The organism is Hyphococcus aureus, from assembly GCF_042643165.1.
Lineage (GTDB): Bacteria > Pseudomonadota > Alphaproteobacteria > Caulobacterales > Parvularculaceae > Hyphococcus > Hyphococcus aureus.
The window spans coordinates 469,123-489,067 of sequence record NZ_JBHRSH010000002.1; the positions used below are offsets into that span (position 1 = coordinate 469,123).

Here is a 19,945-nt window from a genome sequence, read left to right on the forward strand (position 1 = left end):
TCAAATCTTCAAATCACGAATGATCGACGCCTAGTGCTGGTCCGCCCAGATCTTGCGGTAGGACCAGTAGAGGATGCCGGCGAGGATCACGAGATAGATAATCGACATGACGCCCAGCGCCTTGCGCGATTCCATTTTCGGCTCAGCGGCCCACATCAAAAACTCGGTCACGTCTTTTGCGTATTGCTCAACGGTTTGCGGGCTGCCGTCGCCATATTCGATGATGCCGTCAGCAAGCGGCGGGGCCATGGCGAGAACGCCGCCGAGCGGCACCGAAACGCCTTCCACAGGATGACCGTCATGCATATATTCCGGCTTCATGGCTTGCGCCATATCGCCATGGAAATACGGATTGTAATGCTGGCCGACGCCAATCTCGACCGTAGAGGGGGCGTCCTCATAACCAGTCAGAAGGCTGTAGACATAATCCGGGCCGCCATGGCGGGCCTTGGTGATTAGCGACAGATCAGGCGGCAGCGCGTTGTTGTTGGCGAGGCGCGCCAGTTGCTCGTTGGCGTAGGGGCCGGGGATCCGATCCGACGGAACGCCGTTGCGCTGGAACATATCGCCTGAATCGTCAGGACCGTCCGTCACCTGATATTTGTATTTATCCGCCAGCGCTTTCACGACCGGATTGTCGTTCGGGTTCGAACAATCGAGGTTCTCAGGAAAACCGGCAGGGCAAGCGTCAAGATGGAACGGCCCGCCCTTTTGTCCGAGATTGCGGAACGCCACGAGATCAAGGCTGTGGCAGTTCGAGCAGACCGTTTCATAGACCTGATAGCCGCGCTGAAGCGCGTTCTGGTCGAAGGTGCCGAACGGCCCGGAGAAGTGCCAGTGCTGTTCATGCGGATGTTTCGACTTGCCGCTGGCGGCGAGCGCCGCCGTGTTGCACGCCAGACCGGCGGCGAGGACAGCGATGAGCGTTTTTGTAATCTTCATGGCTTTCATCACGCAAGGCGTCCCTTATTCAGCCGCCGCCGGCGCACCGGGCGCCGCCGAGGTCTCAACTTTCGCAGATTTGTGCAGCACTGCCTCGGAGATAGAGCGCGGCAGCGGTTTTGGCGTTTCCAGAATACCAAGCAACGGCAAAATGATCAGGAAGAAGCCGAAGTAGTACGCCGTCGCAATCTGGGCGTACATGACATAGGAGCCTTCCGCCGGCTTGCCGCCGAGCCAGCCCAGCGCAAGGCAGGCGATGACAAACAGGAAGAACCACATCCGCGCAACCGGACGGTAGCGCATGGAGCGGACTTTCGATGTGTCGAGCCAGGGCAGGACGAACAGGATCAGAATCGAGCCGAACATGGCGATCACGCCGCCAAGCTTTGACGAGATCGGGCCGATGTCGAACGTGATGGCGCGCAGGATCGCATAGAATGGCAAATAATACCATTCGGGCACGATCGACGCAGGCGTCGAGAGCGGGTTCGCCTCAATATAGTTGTCCGCATGGCCAAGGCTGTTCGGATTAAAGAACACGAAGGCCGCAAACAGGATCAGGAACACCACAATCGCGAACGCGTCTTTCACCGTGTAATACGGATGGAACGGCACCGCGTCTTTCTTCACGTCTTTAATTTCGACACCGGCGGGGTTGTTGTTGCCCGAGGTGTGGAACGCCCAGATATGCAGCGCCACGACACCGAAGATCGCGAATGGCAAGAGGTAATGCAGCGAGAAGAAACGGTTCAGCGTCGGATTGTCGACCGAGAAGCCGCCCCAGAGAAGCGTGCGGATCGACTCGCCCACGACCGGGATCGCGGAGAACAGGTTGGTGATCACCGTTGCGCCCCAATAGGACATCTGTCCCCAGGGAAGCACATAGCCCATGAACGCGGTCGCCATCATCAACAGGTAAATAACGACGCCAAGCATCCACACGACTTCGCGCGGCTCTTTATACGATCCGTAATAGATCCCTCTGAACATGTGAATATAAACGGCGATGAAGAACATCGATGCGCCATTGGCGTGAACATAACGCAGGAGCCAGCCATAGTTCACATCGCGCATAATGTGTTCGACACTGTCGAACGCCATGGATGTATGCGGCGTGTAATGCATGGCGAGAATAACGCCGGTGAGAATCTGGATCACCAGACACACGGCGAGGATGGCGCCGAAGGTCCACCAGTAATTCAGATTTTTCGGCGTCGGAAATTCCATGAAATCCGCGCCGAAGCGAACGATTGGCAGACGCTTGTCCAACCATTTTTCGATGCCGGTGGAGGGCTTGTAAGTAGAAACGTGGCTCATTTTGTCTCGCTCTCCTAGCCGATCTTGACGACAGTGTCGGATACGAACTGGTAAGGCGGCACGGGAAGGTTTTCCGGAGCCGGGCCTTTGCGGATACGGCCGGCCAGATCGTAATGCGATCCGTGGCAGGGGCAGAACCAGCCATTGTAATCGCCGCGGTTTTCACCAGCGCTGGTGCCGAGCGGAATGCAACCAAGATGGGTGCACACGCCGACAAGGATCAGCCATTCGGGGCGGGCGACGCCATCAGACGCGGTGACGCGCGCATCGTCCGTCGCTTCGAGTTTGCCGGACAGATTGTCGTTGCGGGCGACATCGTCTTTCAGCGCCGACAACGGAGTCTCTTCGGCTTCAGTAATCTCTGCTGGCGTGCGGTGACGGATGAAGACCGGCTTGCCCTGCCACATCACCTTGATGGCCTGGCCCACGGGCACAGCTGAGAGATCGACCTCTTTGGTCGACAGCGCCAGCACCGAGGCGTCTGGGTTCATCTGATGCACCAGCGGCCAGAGAACCGCGCCGGCGCCGGCGGCGGCCGTAGCCGCGCCGAAAATGTGGATAAAGTCGCGGCGGGTCGGTTCGCCGTCTTCGCTCACGTCCGATGTGGTCATGTTCGTCTCACGCCCTTGGAAATGTGTGCCCCGGAAGGAAAGAATCGCCGGGGTGTTTGACATGTCCTATGTACAAAGTCTAGGCGACGAGGCGCTGCGGCCTAGCGTCGCTATGAACCCGCCATAGCGCCGGAATTTCGTGGAAAAACAGCTTCATGCGCCTCGCCCTCTACCAGCCGGATATTCCCCAGAATGTGGGCGCGGCGATTCGCGCCGCAGCCTGTTTCGGCGCCGGGATGGATGTGATCGAGCCCTGCGGATTTCCGCTTGATTCGCGCGAGGTCCGGCGGGTCGCCATGGACTACGGCGCGGGGGCGGCTCCCATGGCCCATTCAGGCTGGAACAGCTTTCTGGAGGCCGCCGGGACCGCTCGGCTGATCCTTCTCACCACCAAGGCTGATCTAACGATCTGGGACTTCGCCTTTCGCCCGGATGACATCATTCTCATGGGCCGCGAAAGCGCAGGCGCGCCCGACGAAGTCCATCACCGCGCCGATGCGCGGCTGAGAATTCCCCTCGCTCCGGAGGCGCGCTCTCTTAATGTGGCTGTCGCAGCGGCGGTGGCGCTGGCCGAAGCGCGCCGCCAGGTGGGTTGGTCTGACGCAGCGTCACTTGATCCGGCGCAATGAAATAAAGTCCGGAGGCGGCGATGGGCGGCGCAGCGTTTAAGTGGAGCATTCAATGTCCGATTTCGAAGAAAAGAAAAAAACCGCCAAGGCCTGGTTTGAAGCCTTGCGCGACCAGATCTGCGCCTCATTCGAAAAGCTCGAGAATGAGGCCGGGCCGCTTTACGCGGATATGGCGCCCGGCAAGTTCGAGATCACCCCATGGGAGCGGGGCCCGAACCAGGGGGGCGGCGAGATGGGCATGCTTCACGGCCGCGTCTTCGAAAAGGCGGGCGTCCATGTCTCTACTGTCTATGGTGAGTTCTCCGAAGAATTTCGCACGCAAATTCCGGGCGCTGAGGAAGATCCTCGTTTCTGGGCGTCGGGCATTTCCCTGATCGCCCATACACGCAACCCTCACGCGCCTGCCGCGCATATGAATACGCGCATGATCGTAACGACGAAGTCCTGGTTTGGCGGCGGCGGCGATTTGAACCCGATGCACCCGGCGTATCGCGATGAAAACCATGAAGATGCGCAGGAATTCCATGCCGCTTACAAAGCCGCCTGCGATGCTCACGATGCGGAGTATTTTCCAAAGTACAAAAAATGGTGCGACGAGTATTTTTATCTGCCGCACCGGAACGAGCCGCGCGGCGTCGGCGGCATCTTTTATGACCGCCACAATTCCGGCGACTGGGACAAGGACTTCGCCTTCACGCAGGATGTGGGCAAGGCGTTCCGCGACATCTACCCGAAACTCGTCGCCAAACGCATGGACCAGCCCTGGAGCGATGACGACCGCGAAAAACAGCTGATCCAGCGCGGGCGCTACGCGGAATTCAACCTCCTCTATGACCGCGGCACGACCTTCGGCCTCAAGACCGGCGGCAACGTGAAATCGATCCTGTCCTCCCTGCCGCCGGAAGCGAAATGGCCATGAGGAAACGACCTCAAGGAATTGCTCTCAAAAGCGTTTCTTGATCTAGCCTAAAACCCTGATAAACAGACGAAATCCGACGACGCCCTTGAAGGAGCGCCAATGCCGGCCATGGCCGACATGTTTCGCCTGACGACGCTGCGCGCCCTGCTCTTCCTGGCGGCGCTGATGGCGTCGCCGTCTGGGGCGCTCGCCGCCGGGGCGCTCAATATCGGCGTTCAGCTTGAACCGCCCAATCTCGACCCGACCAGCGGAGCGGCCGCCGCCATTGACGAGGTGGTTTACGCCAATCTGTTCGAAGGGCTGACCCGCATCAATGAGGACGGCTCGGTCTCGCCACTGCTCGCTGAGAGCTGGCGCGTGTCTGAGAACGGGCGTGTTTATGACTTCAAACTGCGCGAGGGCGTGACGTTTCATGACGGCACACCCTTCGATGCAGATGATGTTGTCTTTACGCTCGACCGTGCAAAGGCGCCCGCCTCCACAAATGCGCAACGCCCGATCTTCGACATGATCGACCGCGCCGAGGCGACCGGCCCCTATTCCGTGCGTGTGACGCTGAAGGAACCGCTCGGCGCCTTTACGACTTATCTGGGCTGGGGCGACGCTGTGATCGTGGCGAGCGAAAGCGCCGCAACGAATGCGAGCCATCCCGTCGGTACTGGCCCCTTCAAATTTGTTCGCTGGCGCAAGGGCGCCTCTGCGACGCTTGTCCGCAATGACGACTATTGGGGAGAGCGCCCGGCCCTTGATCAGATCAACTTCATTTTCATTCCCGACCCGACCGCCGCCTTCGCCGCATTGATGGCCGGCGATGTTGACGGTTTTCCCAATTATCCGGCGGCGGAAAATCTCGGCCTGATCGAGCGGGATGCTCGATTCAAGATCGTCACGGGCACCGGCGAAGGGGAAATGATCCTCGTCATCAACAACGGCAAGGCCCCCTTCAACGACATTCGCGTAAGGCGCGCACTCAACTACGCCATCGACAAGCAAGCGGTCATCAAAGCGGGACTGTTCGGCTTCGGAACACCTATTGGCAGTCACTTTCCGCCGCATCACCCTGCTTACGAGGACTTGACGGGCCTTTACCCCTATGATCCGGCGGAGGCTAAGCGTCTTCTTGCAGAAGCCGGCTACCCAGATGGGTTTAAAACCACCCTCGCCCTGCCGCCGCCAGCTTATGCAAGGCGCGGCGGCGAGGTGATCGCGGCGCAGCTCGAAGCGGTCGGGATTGAAGTTCAGATTCGCAACATCGAATGGGCGCAATGGCTCGATCAGATCTTCGCCAACAAAAATTATGATCTGACAATCGTCTCTCACACGGAGCCACTCGATATCGATATCTACGCCCGCGACGATTATTATTTTCAATATCACAGCGATACCTTCAACAAGGTGATCGCTGATTTACGAGGTGAAAATGATCCGGCGCGGCGCGACGCCCTGTTGCGCGATGCGCAAAAAATCATCGCCGAAGACGCCGTAAATGTGTTCATAGCGTCGGGTCCGAAGATCGCCGTCTGGTCAAACGATGTGACGGGCGTCTGGGCCAATGCGCCCGTTCAGGCGAATGATCTGACCAAGGCGGATGTGACGGGCCGCGCGGCGCTGGCGCCCGGTGAACACGGGACCACAAGCTTTCCGCTTTGGCCGATTTTCGTGTTCATCGCCGCAGCCTTCGCCCTCGTCGCCATCTTCGCCAAAGCGAGCCCCGCTTACCTCGCGAGCCGCGCCGCTTCCATGGCGCTGACGCTGTTCATCGCATCGCTGGTTATTTTCTTCCTGATCGAAATTGCGCCCGGCGATCCCGCATCCTTCATGATGGGGTTGAACGCCGATCCGGCGGCTGTCGCAGCCTTGCGGGAAGAGCTCGGACTCAACCATTCGCTGATCACACGCTATGCGCATTGGATCGGCGGTCTCGCCATGGGCGATTTCGGGATCAGCTACACATACAGAACGCCTGTTGCTGAATTGATGGCAGAGCGCATCTGGGTTTCCTTGCCGCTAGCGCTGCTCGCTTTCGCCATTTCAACCGCCATTGGGGTGCCCGCAGGTTTGGCCGCCGCCGCAAGGCGCGAAAAAACAAGCGGAAAAACCATCGTCGCCGCCGCGCAAGCAGGCGTCGCCATCCCGAATTTCTGGCTCGCGATTCTTTTGGTGATGGTATTCGCAGTGACCTTGCGCTGGTTTTCCGCCGGTGGGTTTCCCGGCTGGGACGCAGGAATATTTCCGGCTTTCAAAGCGCTGCTCCTGCCCGCCATTGCGCTCGCCATCCCTCAAGCCGCCATCCTGACTCAGATCATGCGTTCTTCGACGATTGAAACCTTGCGCGAAGATTACATCAGAACAGCACGCGCCAAGGGCCTGACCCGCCGCGAAACCCTGATTGGGCATGCGCTCCGGAACGCACTCATCCCGGTGCTGACGATTTTGGGGCTTCAATTTGCGTTTCTTCTCGCCGGCGGCGTCATCATCGAGAATGTGTTTTACCTGCCCGGCCTTGGGCGCATGGTGTTTCAGGCGATTGCACAACGCGACCTTATCGTTGTCGAAGGCGTCGTGATGGTGCTGGTCTTCGCCGTCGTCGTCATCGCATTCCTGATTGATCTCGCCTACGCCATCGTCGACCCGCGTCTGCAAGGGAGCGGACGATGACCGCGCTTGCCTCCACTCTGGCCGACACCTTACGCAATGACAAAAGCCTCACGGCTGGCGCAACCCTTGTCGCGGTCTTCATCCTGATGGCCTTTGTCTCCCTTGTCTGGACGCCCCATGACGTCGCTGCGATTGACGCCGATGCGCGCCTCGCCGCGCCGTCTCTCACCCATCCGTTCGGCGCCAATCACCTCGGTCGTGATGTCCTTTCGATGATCATGGTTGGCGCGCGCACGTCGATCACCGTCGCCCTTTTCGCCGTCGGCATCGGCATGTGCATAGGCATTCCTCTGGGATTGCTGGCGGCGGGAACCCGCGGCGTCATTGAAGACATCGTCATGCGGATGAGCGATGTGGTGTTCGCCTTTCCAGCGATCATCCTCGCTATTCTTATCAGCGCCGTATACGGTCCCGGCGCCGTCAACGCCGTAATTGCCATTGGCGTCTTCAACATTCCTGTTTTCGCAAGGCTTACACGCGGATCGGCGCTGCCTATCTGGACGCGCGGCTATGTCATGAGCGCGAAGACGGCGGGCAAAAACCGGTTCCGCATATCCCTGGAACACATCCTGCCCAACATTGCGCCGACCCTGATCGTGCAGGCGACGGTGCAGTTCTCTCTCGCCGTGCTGGCCGAAGCCGCGCTTTCTTATGTAGGTCTTGGCGCCCAGCCGCCAGCGCCGAGCTGGGGACGCATGCTCGCGGAAAGTCAGACTATGGTGAGTTTTGCGCCGTGGCTCGCGATCTTTCCGGGTCTCGCGATTTTCCTTTTTGTTTTTGGACTCAACCTGCTCGGCGACGGGCTTCGCCTCCGGTTCGACCCGCACCGCATTGTGGGGGCGATGTGACGGACGCCATTCGCCTCAACAATCTTTCGCTGACTATTGGCGGGACGCAAATTCTCAACAGCGTCAATCTTGTCCTGCGCGAAAGCGAAATCACCGGCCTCATCGGACGTTCGGGGTCGGGCAAGTCCATAACCGCGCTCGCCATGATGGGGCTGGCGCCTCGCGCGGCGACTCTCTCCGGAGAGATCGCAATCAATGGCGAGAATGTTCTGTCCATGAGTGAGCAACGCTTGTGTGACTTACGCGGACGCAACATCGCCATGGTGTTTCAGGAGCCTATGACGGCGCTCAACCCGTTACAGAGCATTGGCGCGCAGGTAGCCGAAACCTATCTCGCCCATGAAAAAATCAGCCGCGCACAGGCTATGGAAAAGGCAGTTTCCGCCCTCGCCCGCGCCGGGTTGCCGCCCGAGGAAGTCTCGCCCGAGCGCCGCCCCCATGAGCTGTCCGGTGGCCAGCGCCAGCGTGCAGTCATCGCCATCGCGATCGCCATGAAACCGAAAGTCCTGATCGCGGATGAACCGACAACCGCGCTCGACGTGACAACACAAGCGGAAATTCTCGATCTATTGAAAAGCCTCGCCAAAGAAGAAGGATGCGCCCTTCTCCTGATCACCCATGATCTCGCGGTTGTCTCTCATATATCGGACCGCATCGCCGTGATGAAAGAAGGCCGCGTCGCCGCCGACGAAAGCGCTGATGATTTCTACGCCCATGTCGACGCATCACTCGCGAAAGAATTCATTCCGGGTCGCGTCAAGCGGGAAGATAGATCGACGCCAAAAATAGAAACAGTTTTGAGCGTTGATAATATGTCCTGCGACTATGTGAATTCCCGGCGCTCCTTCTTCGCAAAGCCATCGATTTTTCGCGCTGTGCATGATGTCAGCTTTGATATCCGGAAAGGTGAGACGCTCGGCCTTGTCGGCGAGTCCGGCTGCGGAAAGTCAACCGTGGCGAAGGCGCTTCTCGGACTGCACCCCATCACGGAAGGGTGCGCCACAATCGGCGGCGAAGGCTTTCCAGTGAAAGACGAGGCCGCGATGCGCCGCCTCAGGCGGAAAATCCAGATTGTCTTTCAGGACCCCTATTCCAGCTTCAATCCGCGCCATCACATCGTGGATATTCTTGCCGAACCGTTGCATCTTTTGGATGCGCCCATGAGCAAAGTTCAAAAGCGCGAGCGCGCAGCGGCGCTGCTGACAAGCGTGGGCCTGTCACTGGAGGCGCTCGACAAATATCCGCACGCCTTTTCCGGCGGCCAGCGCCAGCGCATCGCCATCGCCCGCGCGCTGGCGACAGACCCCGAAGTCATCATCCTTGATGAAGCGACATCCGCCCTCGATATTGCGTCGCGCAATCACATCCTTGAGCTCCTGCAATCTCTGTCCTCCTCGCGCGGCGTATCGTTCCTGTTCATCACTCATGACTTGTCGGTTATCCGCGACATCGCTGACCGGGTGCTGGTGATGAAAGCTGGCCGCATCGTCGAAAGCGGCGATACGGCGCGCATTTTCACAGCGCCGGAAAATGACTACACAAGGCGCCTCATTGCGGCTGTCCCTGTGATAAGATGGCGAAACACCGCCGCCGGAGATGGAAAATGAGCGACGACATATTGAAGCCTGGCCCGCGCAACTTGATCACTGACGTCACTGGCGTAAGCGTCGGCAATGCAACAGATGAAAAGGTGCAAACCGGCGTCACCGTATTGCGCTGCGCGCATGCTTTCATCGCCGCCGCCGATGTGCGCGGCGGGGCGCCGGGAACGCGCGAGATCGACGTTCTTTCCTCTGAAAATCTGGTGGGCCGCGCCGACGCGATTGTGTTGACCGGCGGTTCTGTTTTTGGCCTCGCCGCGGCTGACGGCGCCGCCAGCGCCCTGTCGGTCGATGGCGTCGGCCTGAAACTCAGCGACAAGGGACCAGCGATCCCGATTGTGCCGGCCGCCGTGCTCCACGATCTCGGCAATGACGGCGACAAGCAATGGGGGGAAACGCCACCCTATCGCGTCCTCGGCATGAAGGCCGCCCGAAATGCAGGCGCCGAATTTGAACTCGGGTCCGAGGGCGCAGGACGCGGGGCCATGGCGGGAGTCATCAAAGGCGGCCTCGGCTCCGCTTCGCTAGTCCTTGAAAACGGCGTCACTGTCGGCGCGCTCGTTGCAGCCAATCCGGTCGGGTCGGTCTATATGGCGGATGGCGAAACCTTCCACGCCTGGCCCTACGAGATCCGCGGCGAGTTTGGCGGCAAAAGCCCGCCGACGCTTCATGAACTGCCGGAACCCTTTCCGGATTTTTCGCGGCTGCATTTCCGCGCCAAAGCCGGCGCCAACACCACCATCGCCATCGTCGCGACCAACGCCGATTTAACCAATGTGGAGGCCAAGCGCATCGCCATGATGGCCCATGACGGGATCGCCCGCGCGGTGCGCCCGGCGCATACGGCCTTTGACGGCGACATCGTTTTCGCCATAGCGACTGCCGAAAAGGAACTGCCCTTCGATCCGGAGCCCTTGCGCCATGGTCTTGTCGTGCGGATCGGCGCGGCGGCCTCCGATTGCCTGACCCGCGCCATCGCCCGCGCCATTTACGAAGCGCGCGATTAACCAAGTTCGGCGATCTCCGCGCCTCGAACTGACGTCACGGCCTGTTCTTTGTATATATGCTTAATCGGAGGCGGGATTTTCCCGCAATGAACCGGCGGCGACTGGCATGCGCGATCTTATTCTTCTGGGGTTTACGGCGCTCTGCCTTGCGGCCGCGATCCGCCACCCTTTTGCCGGCCTTCTGACCTGGGCGTGGTTTACGCTGATGACCCCGCATCAGGCCGCGTTCGGCGTCTATGGCGTCCCATTAAATGTCATCATCGCCGGGGTCACCATCGCCTCTTACATCGTGTCCGGCGAAATCGCGAAGTTCCGCTTCGATCCGCTGACAGTGCTGATCATCCTGTTCGGCGGTTGGTTAATGATCGCACAGGCCTTTTCCCTGAATCCTGAAAATTCCGCCATTTATCATGACCGCTTCATCAAGACGCTGCTATTTGTCATTCTTTGCGCGCAAATGGCAGCCGGTAAGCTTCGCTTTAATGCGCTGGTCTGGACCATCGTCGTATCCATCGGGTTTCTGGCGGCAAAAGGCGCCGCCTTCACCTTCATGACGCTTGGCCAGTATCATGTGCAGGGTCTCTCCAACACGGTCCTAGAAGACAACAACCATTTCGGCATCGCCGTCGCGACCATCCTGCCGCTCATTCTTTATCTGCGCGAAGAATCCGCGCGGCCGATCATTCGCCAGGGCCTTCTAGCGCTGTTCTGCCTCGCAGTCGTCGCCATCATCGGCACCCAGTCCCGCGGCGCTTTCCTGTCGCTGATCGCTTTCAGCGGCTTTTTCTGGCTCCGCGCGAAACACAAATTCGCCATTCTCGCCGGCCTGATCCTTGTCATGGCGCCCACCATCGCGTTCATGCCAGGCAAGTGGACGGAGCGCATGAGCACCATCGGTGAAGCGACGCAGGACGCCTCTTTCATGGGGCGCGTTGACGCCTGGGTAATCAATTACAAGCTGGCCGTCGCGCATCCGATGACCGGCGCCGGCCTCAGAAACTCTTATGAAAAAGAGATCGCGCAATCCGTTGATATAGAACGCGCCGAAAGCGCAAAAGCAGCGCACAGCATTTATTTCGAAGTGCTGGGCGGTTCCGGGTTCGTCGGGCTATTCATCTATCTCTCGCTTTTGGCGGCGGCGCAGCTCACCGCATGGCGTATCTATCTTTCCCGCGCCAATGAACGCCTGGCGCCATGGAAATGGCGTTTCGCCTATTATGCGCAAATGTCGCTCGCTGTATTCGCGATTGGCGGCGCCTCCGTTTCGCTGGAAATGTGGGATGGATATCTTGTCATCATCGCGCTTGTCTCAGCGTTGAGCAAAATGGCGGTCACTGACGGCAAACCCGAGGGCCATGCCTTACAACAAGCGCGCATCCGCAACTGGCGCGGCCGCAAACGTCTGAAGGAAATTCTCGGAGAAACAGAAAGCCCGGCCCAGCCCGCGCCATAGACCGGCGATCTTAATCGGCGGCGAACGCCGCAGCCCCGCTCTGTGTTTTCATCGATCCGCCGCGATGCGCCTTTTCGTGATTATGAGCGTGTTCATGCGCGTCATCACTGACAGCGCCCATATCGGGGCACTCTTCGCCAATCTCCACCTGAATCGTGGAATGATGAATGTTGTAGTGCTTTTCAAGACAGGCCTTGGCCTCGGCCAGCGCGCCAGCCGCATCGCGCGCATCGGCGACGGTCACATGCATGGTGAGGCGCGGCTGCTCCGGCGTGATCTGAGAAATCTGAATATTGTGGATGCTCTTGATCTGTTGAACGGCCTTTAGAAGATCTGTTTCGAGTTCGGCGATATCGATATTGGCGGGCGCGCCTTCCAGAAGTATGTAACCCGTTTCCCGCACAAGCCTGAGCGCGGACACGCCGATCAGGAAGGCGACGGCGATGGACAAAATCGGATCGATCGCGAGCCAGCCCGTTCCCGCAATCACAAGCGCTGCGATGATCGCCGCCACTGAGCCAAGAAGATCGCTCACCACATGCAGCATGGCGCCGCGCATATTGAGGTTTTGCTCGTCGCGGCGATGGAGAATAAAAAATGCAATTGCATTTGCGATGAACCCCGCGACAGCGACCCACAACATCAAAGTGGCGTCGACCTCTACAGGGGTGAGAAACCGGTGCACGGCCTCAAACACAATCCACACCAGCAGGATGGCGAGCAGAACGCCATTGACGAAAGCCGCTAAAACCTGCGCGCGCCGATATCCGAAATGGAGGCGGCTATCGGCCGGACGCGCAGCAAAAAACTGGGCGCTTGCGGCAAGACCAAGCGCGAGCGCATCGGTCAGCATATGAGTAGCATCGGCAAGCAGCGCGAGCGATCCGGAAATCACCCCGCCCACAACCTCGATCACCATAAAGACGACAATCACCGCCAGGGCCATGAGGAGACGGCCCGTCACTTTGCCGACAGGCTGCTGGTGGTGCTGGTGGGTGCAATTGTCCATGCGCTCGCCGGTTTTCGTCGTTTTCTACGCGCGGAAGGCTTACAAGTTGGCGGGACTTTAGTCTGCACGCGCCCGCCAGAGCAAGGTAAACCGCCGACATTTCACAGGAAATTCAACAGGGTTCGTTCACCATACCGGCGCCGGTCCGGGACAAAAAAAGGTGACGTGATAACATTTTCATTGCTATCATCCCGAGTGTTTTGGGGGTAGGACAACTCGTTCGAAGTGTTAGCGTACTAAAAGCAGGAAGGGGCCCTGCGGTTTGTTTGGGGATAGCGTCATCATTAATGGGCTGCTTGCGAGCCTAGCGGCCGCAGCCATGAGCGCGTTTGGCATTTTCGCCATGGCGTCGTTCAGCGGCTGGGCGCAGCGCAATAGCGCCTATTGCGCCGCTTTCGCCGTGGGACTGTTGAGCGTGGGCGTCATGTTCCACCTCATTCCCGAAGCGACGAACATCTCCATATCGGCCTTGAGCTGGGTGCTGGCGGGCTTTGTCGCCATGGTGCTGATCGGCATGGGTGTGCAGACAGCCGTCGCGCGCCAACCGGAAGGCGCCGCGCTCACCTTCGGCTATGTCTCCATCATCGGTCTCGCGGCGCATTCATTTCTAGATGGCGCTGTTTACGCGGCCTCGTTCTGGGACGAAGCCTTTACCGGATGGCTCGCAACCGGCGGGCTTCTGTTTCATGAGTTTCCCGAGGGCGTGATTGCATACGCTCTACTGGCGCAGGCAGGCCTGGCGCGCGCACGCGCCATTATTCTTGCGTTAATAGCGGCAGCGTTAACAACCGTAGCGGGAACAATCACCGCACAATCGATCTTCGGCCTCGCCAGCGCGCCGCCTCTTGCGGCAATGCTAGGCGCCGCCGCCGGCGCCCTGATCTATGTGCTGATCTTTCATCTCGGACCCCACGCCACGAAAACGCCGAACAAGCGAGGCTATGACGTCGCCATGCTTGGCGTCGTCATCGGCACCGCCGCCATCCTGTTCGAGAAAATGGCTGGCGGTCATTTCCACTAAAATGTGGGATCGACGTAAACGCCAGACGATCTAGTCCTTGCAGCCGGCGATTCCGGCTGTCGGCGAGACCATGCTCCAGCCCTTATTGTCACGGACCTTGATCAGCCCCTGCTCGAGATAGGCGCCGCCTTCAAAGCCAAGGCCAAAACGCGCCGTCACATCAACCGTCACCCCGTCTCCGCTGGCAAAGCTCTGCTGTTCGAAAACACCAAACCCGGCGGCCCCGGCATAATCGATACGCTTCAGGGTCACGGGCTCGCCGGCGATATTGATTTCCGCTTGGTCCCCCGAGACAAATCGGAACACCGCCGCCGGGCGCCGGCCTTCAAGCGTCCATAACACCATGCCGCAGGATTTATCCGGCAGTTTCGCATCGGCAATCGGACGCAGGCCTTGCGCGCCCGCCGCCTCGCTGGCGAGATCGACGCCAGCGCCGGTTTCAGCCTGACGCGCCTTGGACCCCGAAGCGGTTGTGGCGCATGCGCCAGCCAGAGCAAACAGCGCATATGATGCGAGCGTTAACGCCTTCATGATCCTGCTCCTGTCAGCACGCCAGCCGAACCATAGGTCAGCGCACCATTATCGTCTTCAAAACCAAACACGCGCAAAGCGGATGCGATATTTTCTTCCGAGGCGCGCGCCGTCGCCGTGACTTCATAAGTAAGCGCGGGATTGAGAAGCAGGCGAAGATCAGCCGCCATTTGCACATTCTCACCCGCCAATGTCACCGCCAGCTTGTCGCCTTCACAAGCAACGCGCCCGCTTAACGGCAAAGGCGGCAGATTATACCGTTTCGTCGGCCCGTCGAGGGCGTTGGTCCACAAGCTTCCAGACGCCTGACGGCAACCGTCTTTCAGGCTGAAATCGAGGCGCTCGATATCAAGCCGCGCCTCGCCTTGCGCCGGTTCGCCCAAAAGACCGCGCACCGCGACAGTAGCCAGATTAATATCAGCTTTTACATTTCGTAACGACGCGCGCTCGCCGCCGAGAGAAACCGTTCCCGAACCACGCACAGCGCCATTGGCTGATAAGGTCATTTCCGGCGATAACCGCAAGAGAGATAGCGGCGCCAGACGGAACCCGACATCGCCAAGCGCAATCCCGCCAACAGAAACCGAGCTGAGTTCGCCTTTCCAGATCGTGCCCCGCGCTTCGGCGTAGGACAACGCGCCGCCGCTTTTATCGGCAAAGAGCGAAATAGCGCTGGCCGGAATTGACGCTATCAGCGTCGCCAGAAAAATGAAGACGCCGGCGATAATCGGCGCGCGCAGGGTTTTCGATGTCTCAGGCGGGTGAGGCTGGGTCATCATCAACGCTCCAGCACCAGAACCTGCGGCGTCACCATGCCGTCCTCGCCGCGCGCAATATCCGCAAACGCGATGCTGACGCCATACCGGTTTTGCAGCAGCGCCAGCCATTCGAAGAAGACATCGCCGCTCACCGCAGCGACCTGAATTTCAATCTGGCCATTATTCTCTGAGCCGATACGCGCCAGCTCGACGCCGGCGCCGCGCGCGGTTTCAAGGATCGCCTGACGCAACGGCGCAGCCCCTTGAGGGGCCGTCGCATCTGAGCCGCCAGCAACCGCCGCTGCCGCTGCGGTAAGCTCATAACCGTCACGGGCCGATGAGGCTTTACGCGCCGCGTCCGACCGGAGGTCAGCAAGGGGCCGCATGATCCCGAGAGACAGGAACAACAAACCTGCAAGTCCGCCCGCAATCAGGATCAACAGGCGCTCTCGCGCGGAAAGATCATGCCACCAGCTCATGACGCGCTCACCCTTAACTCGCCGAGATAAGCGTTATTGCCGGTGCGACGCACACTGCCGGTCTCTGTCGCTTGCAGGCCGCGCGCTTCGAGCATGCGTTTCAGGGTTTCGATCTGGGTGATGTCGCCGAAGCGCAAATTGATCGAATATTCGTCGCGCGCGCCATTATAGCGGATGCGATCAATCTGAACGCCGCTGGAGCCCTCAAGACTTTCCGCCAACGCATTCGAAATCTTCAGGAACGATCGCCCGCCGCCGCCAGCGCCGAGCACTTGCCGCGCATAGGCGCGCGGATCGGCGTCCGCCGCATCAGGAAAGGCCGTTTCATGAAGCGCAATCGTATCCTGCTTCAGGCGGTCCGCCGTGCGCAGGTCACGCACTAACCCGGCGACATTCACAAGCATAAGCGCGGCAACAGACGCCGCCGCCAGAAGCCCGGCGCGCCGCCAGGGGCCTGCCGTTGCGCGCCAGTCGCGCCGCTTGCGATACGCCCCTTGCATCAGGTTCGGCGCATTGTTCACCCCTTCGGCGAAAAATCCGATCAGAGCGTCAGGATTCATCAGGCCGCGTTGATCGATTTCCACATCGCCGCGCAGGCCCGCCACTCTTTGCTCGCTAAAGGCGATAACCTTGCGCACCTCCTCGTCATTCAACAGAGCCGGCATAAGGGTGTCTGCAAGCGGTTTTTCGATTGCAAATCCTCTAAGGCCAACGACGCCGAACACGCGGTCCGGCGTTTCGATAATTAACGCGCGCCCATCGAACATGGGGACCAGCGCATAATCGACAGTGACAACGTCCGGCGACAGGCCGACTGCCGTCAGCGTCGTCACCCACGTCTCAATGTCGGATTTTTTTACGGCGAGCGCGATCCCAGCCCCGCTGTTGTGGCGCACCGTCGCAACGTGAATCTGCTCAAGGCTTTCCGCGAGTTCGTCTTCGAGAAGCATGCTCGCCGCAGCCCGGAACTGGGCCGCTGATTTCGGAGGCACCGGCAGAGCGCGCATGGTCGCCCTCTCCCCGCGCAAGACACACACGACAAGCCGGGCGGCGCCCGCACGCTCCGCTATGACCGAAAGGGCGGCAGCGTTGGCAGCCGTGTCGGCCTCCAGAATATCGTTCTCGCCAACGAAAGCCCACCGGATGGGATCGTCCGGCGTTTCGCCGAGAAGAAGAATTAAGGTTTCGTTCACTCTTCCGCCCCCAGACGACGCGACAGAACTCTCGCCCTGCCTCCATTGGCGTCAATCACTGACGTCATTTCAAGTAAGGCAGTACCATAAACAATCTCTGCACGGGCGATCAGGAAGCGCGAGGTCACCGCGAAACGCGCCGAATTTTGAAGGTCCAGATCCCCGATTGGCGGCGTTTCCAGGAAAGCCTCCACCGTCAGCCAGCCGCCGGGCGGGCGGGCGGCGATCAAATCCGCAGCGACCTGCACGGGCACGGCGCCCCCGAGCGCGGCGGAGAGCACCGGCGCGTGACGCTCCGACAGCATGTTCACATTAATGACCGAGGCCGTATCGCCGTCCATGGCGCAAAGATAAGGCTTCAGCGTTCCGTACAGTTCGCGGGTGACGCCTTTGACTGCGCGTAATTCAGAAACTGAAGCCATCGGCTGATTTCCTGTGCGATAGGGCGATGGAAGCGCGGTGTAATATTCATCCTCACTCCCCTGCGGGCGCCGGTTTGTGTCTTCATCAACCCAATCGCCAACCGTTTCGGCAAGCGCGATCGCCTCGAACTCGTCAATCCCCAGATGACCGGCGAGACGGACAAATTCCTCCCGCGACTGGTCGCCCCCGGTTCCGGCGCTATCGGCGCCGAGCGTGTTGATGTTGAAACAGGCGGTGCCGTCGCCAAGGAAAACTCTTGCGCCGCCATCATCAAAAGGAAGCTCCACCGGCTTCGACGCCCATGGCGCATCGAGCGACATGACGCCGCTATCATCGGATGCAATCTCGTCAATAGCGGAGAGCGCAAGCGTTTCAACCGCAAAGGCGCGCCACAAGGCTTCGCTGCGCGACAACACATTGCCCGTGCGCGCGGCGGCGCGCGTTGTCAGCTCCATGGCGGACAGCGCCACAAACGAAAGCGTCGCCGCCAGTAAAAGCACGATCAAGAGCGCGGCGCCTTTCTGTTGTTCACGCCGCCTCATGAAAGTTGCTCCACGGCGCCAATCCAGAAAAGCTGTTCAACAGGCGCGCGACCTTCGCGTTCAAGAGTGATTGAAAGCGCCCGCGGCGGGGCGCCGCCGCCCGACACCGGCCAGATATCTGACCATTCCAATTCGCCGCGCTGTTCGCCGAGCAAAAACACGGCATTTGCATTGAGAAGATTCTCGAAGAGAACACGCTCGGTCGTATCGGCGTTCGTCGCCTCGTCCAGATAGGCGCGGCTGCGACGAATAAGGGCGCCGGCGCGGTAAACATATTCCACATATTGAAGCGCGCTGCGCGGCTCTTCGGCACCCGGATTGATCCACCCGGCGCGCACGAAAGACGCAAGCAGGCGCTCATCATCCTCACGCCGCGATCCAAAGCTCGTCAGATTGCCCATGAACGCTGCGGGGCGGCCATCGCCGAATTCATCGCGCACTTCCCGCATGACCACCTGTGCTAAGTCTTCCTTGATCAGGCTGCGGGCGATCTGGAAGCTCTTCAGATCGTCATCCACCACAGCGAGCTGATCGCGGCTGTCGACGCCAAGGCGCAACGCGTAAACCGCCGTCGCCGCAATCGCGGAGAACACCAGCAGCGCAATCAGCACCTCCGGCAGGGTCAGGCCTTTTTGCGCGCGGCGGCTCATGAAGTCCTCCGCATGGAGACGGCGTGACCAAGCCGCTGACCGCTCAACGGCGCCAGAATGTCGATCTCGATCCGCACAATATTGTCGACGCCGGTTTCGATGATCGCACGGCGATAATGCAAGGTCTCGCCGCCAACCGTAACATCGCCTTCGCTCTCCCCGAGCTCCGTCGCCTCTTCGAGGACCATCGCCTCGACCATGAGATTGTCAGCCGCGATGGAGGCCATGGCGCGCTCGCGCATGGAGGAAGCGAAGCGCGTATTCTGTCCCAACAGAACTAGCAGCGCGCCAATTACCAGCCCCATGACGGCAAGCGCCACCAGGGTCTCAACCAGCGTTACGCCTTTTTGGCTCTCACGCGCCGTCTTCATCACGCACATCCACATGACCGGCGCCGTCCAGCGTCACCCGCCAAACCTCGCGCCGGTCCTGAAACACAACTGTTACCGGCGTTGACTCCCCGGTCGGGAGAAACCGCAGATCAGGCCGGACAATTTTATCATCCTCGTCTCGCCGTTCGCGGCGCCTTGTATCGTCTGGCTCATTCTTTTTAGCGGGTTCCTCGCGCGTCACCGCGACGGAAAAATCCGCAGAAAAGTTTTCCGCCGTCAGGCGCGGTTCGGCATTCTCTTTCCACTCGCCGCGCTCATAGCGATAGAACGCATATCCATCCTCGCCGAGACGCACGCCAATCAGCGCGCCTTTCGTTATGGCGTCCTGCGCCGCGAAATCGAGCCGCGCCGCCAGCCGCTCCGCCGCGCGGCGCACATCGCTGCGGCCCGGCGGGGCGTTGATGACCACCACCCCCGCCACCATGGCCGCAAGCGCCAGCACGATCAGAATCTCGACAAGCGAAAAACCGCGTTGGGCGTTCCGACGCAACAATGGCGGCGCGATATGCTTATCTGTCGTCATTCGTCCAGTTGCCGATGTCGGCGTTCAGTCCCTCACCGCCGGGCTCTCCATCGGCGCCAAGAGAATAGAGGTCATAGGCGCCGCCGCGCTCGCCCGGAAAACGGTACTCATAAGGATTGCCCCAAGGGTCCGTCGGCAGTTCGCCGCGCAGATATCCGCCGGGCCGGTAATTGCCCGTATTGCGCGCATCGGACGGAACGTTAATCAGCGCTTCCAGTCCCTGCTGCGACGTCGGATAGTTCATCATGTCGAGGCGATACTGGTCGAGCGCGCTCTCAATAACGCCGATATCGATCTTCGTTGTATCGACCGCCGCCTTGTCTCGCGCCGGCAGGACATTGATCACGACGATTGCGGAAATCAGCGCCAGGATCGCCAGTGCGACGAGCAGTTCAACCAGCGAAAAGCCTTTCTGACGGCGTTTCATATTTCTCTTCAT

The 19,945-nt window shown here is 59.9% G+C and carries 21 protein-coding genes; 8 read left to right on the forward strand and 13 right to left on the reverse strand.

What is annotated here, in order from left to right:
• Positions 1–30 precede the first annotated feature (30 nt).
• The 3 genes from ACFOOP_RS15290 to petA are packed head-to-tail and all read right to left on the reverse strand — an operon-like array spanning position 31 to position 2,870.
• Entirely contained in the window at positions 31–951 is a 921-nt protein-coding gene (locus ACFOOP_RS15290) for a cytochrome c1 (protein ID WP_379882904.1), read from the reverse strand.
• 15 nt (positions 952–966) lie between these two features.
• On the reverse strand, positions 967–2,259 hold the full coding sequence (locus ACFOOP_RS15295; protein WP_379881993.1) for a cytochrome b: 1,293 nt from the start codon (positions 2,257–2,259) through the stop codon (positions 967–969).
• A 14-nt stretch (positions 2,260–2,273) separates the two neighbouring features.
• Positions 2,274–2,870 (reverse strand): ubiquinol-cytochrome c reductase iron-sulfur subunit, encoded by a 597-nt coding sequence (gene petA / locus ACFOOP_RS15300; RefSeq protein ID WP_379881994.1) that lies wholly within the window; start codon positions 2,868–2,870, stop codon positions 2,274–2,276.
• 155 nt (positions 2,871–3,025) lie between these two features.
• On the opposite strand from petA, the gene ACFOOP_RS15305 reads away from it, so the two are divergent.
• From ACFOOP_RS15305 to ACFOOP_RS15335, 7 genes are all read left to right on the forward strand, one after another.
• Entirely contained in the window at positions 3,026–3,499 is a 474-nt protein-coding gene (locus tag ACFOOP_RS15305; protein WP_379881996.1) for a tRNA (cytidine(34)-2'-O)-methyltransferase, read from the forward strand.
• A 52-nt stretch (positions 3,500–3,551) separates the two neighbouring features.
• Positions 3,552–4,418 carry an oxygen-dependent coproporphyrinogen oxidase gene (hemF, locus tag ACFOOP_RS15310; protein WP_379881997.1) on the forward strand — a complete coding sequence of 289 codons (867 nt, stop codon included), beginning with the start codon at positions 3,552–3,554 and terminating at the stop codon, positions 4,416–4,418.
• A gap of 108 nt (positions 4,419–4,526) precedes the next feature.
• Positions 4,527–7,076, forward strand: coding sequence for an ABC transporter substrate-binding protein (locus ACFOOP_RS15315; RefSeq protein WP_379881998.1), 2,550 nt, complete (start codon positions 4,527–4,529; stop codon positions 7,074–7,076).
• Entirely contained in the window at positions 7,073–7,924 is an 852-nt protein-coding gene (locus tag ACFOOP_RS15320) for an ABC transporter permease (protein ID WP_379881999.1), read from the forward strand. Before ACFOOP_RS15315 ends, ACFOOP_RS15320 begins: the two co-directional genes overlap by 4 nt.
• Positions 7,921–9,531, forward strand: a complete 1,611-nt coding sequence (locus tag ACFOOP_RS15325) for a dipeptide ABC transporter ATP-binding protein (RefSeq protein ID WP_379882001.1) — start codon at positions 7,921–7,923, stop codon at positions 9,529–9,531. Before ACFOOP_RS15320 ends, ACFOOP_RS15325 begins: the two co-directional genes overlap by 4 nt.
• On the forward strand, positions 9,528–10,532 hold the full coding sequence (locus ACFOOP_RS15330) for a P1 family peptidase (protein ID WP_379882002.1): 1,005 nt from the start codon (positions 9,528–9,530) through the stop codon (positions 10,530–10,532). The genes ACFOOP_RS15325 and ACFOOP_RS15330 overlap by 4 nt, the downstream gene beginning before the upstream one ends.
• Positions 10,533–10,638: 106 nt before the next feature.
• Positions 10,639–11,985: a putative O-glycosylation ligase, exosortase A system-associated gene (locus ACFOOP_RS15335; RefSeq protein WP_379882003.1), complete on the forward strand. Its 1,347-nt coding sequence runs from the start codon at positions 10,639–10,641 to the stop codon at positions 11,983–11,985.
• 10 nt (positions 11,986–11,995) lie between these two features.
• Here the strand turns inward: ACFOOP_RS15335 and ACFOOP_RS15340 are convergent, their stop codons facing one another.
• On the reverse strand, positions 11,996–12,994 hold the full coding sequence (locus ACFOOP_RS15340; RefSeq protein ID WP_379882004.1) for a cation diffusion facilitator family transporter: 999 nt from the start codon (positions 12,992–12,994) through the stop codon (positions 11,996–11,998).
• Between the two features lie 319 nt (positions 12,995–13,313).
• Between ACFOOP_RS15340 and ACFOOP_RS15345 the strand changes: the two genes are divergently transcribed.
• Positions 13,314–14,015 carry a ZIP family metal transporter gene (locus tag ACFOOP_RS15345; RefSeq protein WP_379882005.1) on the forward strand — a complete coding sequence of 234 codons (702 nt, stop codon included), beginning with the start codon at positions 13,314–13,316 and terminating at the stop codon, positions 14,013–14,015.
• A 30-nt stretch (positions 14,016–14,045) separates the two neighbouring features.
• Here the strand turns inward: ACFOOP_RS15345 and ACFOOP_RS15350 are convergent, their stop codons facing one another.
• The 9 genes from ACFOOP_RS15350 to gspG are packed head-to-tail and all read right to left on the reverse strand — an operon-like array spanning position 14,046 to position 19,945.
• The gene (locus ACFOOP_RS15350) at positions 14,046–14,546 is read right to left on the reverse strand and encodes a hypothetical protein (RefSeq protein ID WP_379882006.1); all 501 of its coding nucleotides are present in this window, start codon (positions 14,544–14,546) and stop codon (positions 14,046–14,048) included.
• Positions 14,543–15,325: a type II secretion system protein N gene (locus ACFOOP_RS15355; protein ID WP_379882007.1), complete on the reverse strand. Its 783-nt coding sequence runs from the start codon at positions 15,323–15,325 to the stop codon at positions 14,543–14,545. Before ACFOOP_RS15355 ends, ACFOOP_RS15350 begins: the two co-directional genes overlap by 4 nt.
• Positions 15,325–15,783, reverse strand: a complete 459-nt coding sequence (locus ACFOOP_RS15360; RefSeq protein WP_379882008.1) for a type II secretion system protein M — start codon at positions 15,781–15,783, stop codon at positions 15,325–15,327. Before ACFOOP_RS15360 ends, ACFOOP_RS15355 begins: the two co-directional genes overlap by 1 nt.
• Positions 15,780–16,976 carry a type II secretion system protein GspL gene (gspL, locus tag ACFOOP_RS15365; RefSeq protein WP_379882009.1) on the reverse strand — a complete coding sequence of 399 codons (1,197 nt, stop codon included), beginning with the start codon at positions 16,974–16,976 and terminating at the stop codon, positions 15,780–15,782. Before gspL ends, ACFOOP_RS15360 begins: the two co-directional genes overlap by 4 nt.
• Positions 16,973–17,941, reverse strand: a complete 969-nt coding sequence (gene gspK, locus ACFOOP_RS15370) for a type II secretion system minor pseudopilin GspK (protein ID WP_379882010.1) — start codon at positions 17,939–17,941, stop codon at positions 16,973–16,975. Before gspK ends, gspL begins: the two co-directional genes overlap by 4 nt.
• On the reverse strand, positions 17,938–18,591 hold the full coding sequence (gene gspJ / locus ACFOOP_RS15375; RefSeq protein WP_379882011.1) for a type II secretion system minor pseudopilin GspJ: 654 nt from the start codon (positions 18,589–18,591) through the stop codon (positions 17,938–17,940). Before gspJ ends, gspK begins: the two co-directional genes overlap by 4 nt.
• Positions 18,588–18,962 (reverse strand): type II secretion system minor pseudopilin GspI, encoded by a 375-nt coding sequence (gene gspI / locus ACFOOP_RS15380; protein WP_379882012.1) that lies wholly within the window; start codon positions 18,960–18,962, stop codon positions 18,588–18,590. Before gspI ends, gspJ begins: the two co-directional genes overlap by 4 nt.
• Entirely contained in the window at positions 18,946–19,506 is a 561-nt protein-coding gene (gspH, locus tag ACFOOP_RS15385; protein ID WP_379882013.1) for a type II secretion system minor pseudopilin GspH, read from the reverse strand. The genes gspI and gspH overlap by 17 nt, the downstream gene beginning before the upstream one ends.
• Complete coding sequence (gspG, locus tag ACFOOP_RS15390) at positions 19,493–19,945, reverse strand: type II secretion system major pseudopilin GspG (protein WP_379882014.1); 453 nt, start codon at positions 19,943–19,945, stop codon at positions 19,493–19,495. Before gspG ends, gspH begins: the two co-directional genes overlap by 14 nt.

What these genes read in the sequence shown, in the direction of transcription:
- ACFOOP_RS15335 (WP_379882003.1), top strand. Translation starts at nt 10,639, where the DNA reads ATGCGCGATCTTATTCTTCTGGGGTTTACGGCGCTCTGCCTTGCGGCC.
- gspG (WP_379882014.1), bottom strand. Translation starts at nt 19,945, where the DNA reads ATGAAGAGAAATATGAAACGCCGTCAGAAAGGCTTTTCGCTGGTTGAA.
- ACFOOP_RS15315 (WP_379881998.1), top strand. Translation starts at nt 4,527, where the DNA reads ATGGCCGACATGTTTCGCCTGACGACGCTGCGCGCCCTGCTCTTCCTG.
- gspI (WP_379882012.1), bottom strand. Translation starts at nt 18,962, where the DNA reads ATGAAGACGGCGCGTGAGAGCCAAAAAGGCGTAACGCTGGTTGAGACC.
- gspJ (WP_379882011.1), bottom strand. Translation starts at nt 18,591, where the DNA reads ATGAGCCGCCGCGCGCAAAAAGGCCTGACCCTGCCGGAGGTGCTGATT.
- ACFOOP_RS15320 (WP_379881999.1), top strand. Translation starts at nt 7,073, where the DNA reads ATGACCGCGCTTGCCTCCACTCTGGCCGACACCTTACGCAATGACAAA.
- ACFOOP_RS15305 (WP_379881996.1), top strand. Translation starts at nt 3,026, where the DNA reads ATGCGCCTCGCCCTCTACCAGCCGGATATTCCCCAGAATGTGGGCGCG.
- ACFOOP_RS15340 (WP_379882004.1), bottom strand. Translation starts at nt 12,994, where the DNA reads ATGGACAATTGCACCCACCAGCACCACCAGCAGCCTGTCGGCAAAGTG.
- ACFOOP_RS15355 (WP_379882007.1), bottom strand. Translation starts at nt 15,325, where the DNA reads ATGATGACCCAGCCTCACCCGCCTGAGACATCGAAAACCCTGCGCGCG.
- ACFOOP_RS15330 (WP_379882002.1), top strand. Translation starts at nt 9,528, where the DNA reads ATGAGCGACGACATATTGAAGCCTGGCCCGCGCAACTTGATCACTGAC.
- petA (WP_379881994.1), bottom strand. Translation starts at nt 2,870, where the DNA reads ATGACCACATCGGACGTGAGCGAAGACGGCGAACCGACCCGCCGCGAC.
- ACFOOP_RS15295 (WP_379881993.1), bottom strand. Translation starts at nt 2,259, where the DNA reads ATGAGCCACGTTTCTACTTACAAGCCCTCCACCGGCATCGAAAAATGG.
- ACFOOP_RS15350 (WP_379882006.1), bottom strand. Translation starts at nt 14,546, where the DNA reads ATGAAGGCGTTAACGCTCGCATCATATGCGCTGTTTGCTCTGGCTGGC.
- hemF (WP_379881997.1), top strand. Translation starts at nt 3,552, where the DNA reads ATGTCCGATTTCGAAGAAAAGAAAAAAACCGCCAAGGCCTGGTTTGAA.
- gspK (WP_379882010.1), bottom strand. Translation starts at nt 17,941, where the DNA reads ATGAGGCGGCGTGAACAACAGAAAGGCGCCGCGCTCTTGATCGTGCTT.
- ACFOOP_RS15290 (WP_379882904.1), bottom strand. Translation starts at nt 951, where the DNA reads ATGAAAGCCATGAAGATTACAAAAACGCTCATCGCTGTCCTCGCCGCC.
- gspH (WP_379882013.1), bottom strand. Translation starts at nt 19,506, where the DNA reads ATGACGACAGATAAGCATATCGCGCCGCCATTGTTGCGTCGGAACGCC.
- ACFOOP_RS15345 (WP_379882005.1), top strand. Translation starts at nt 13,314, where the DNA reads ATGAGCGCGTTTGGCATTTTCGCCATGGCGTCGTTCAGCGGCTGGGCG.
- ACFOOP_RS15360 (WP_379882008.1), bottom strand. Translation starts at nt 15,783, where the DNA reads ATGAGCTGGTGGCATGATCTTTCCGCGCGAGAGCGCCTGTTGATCCTG.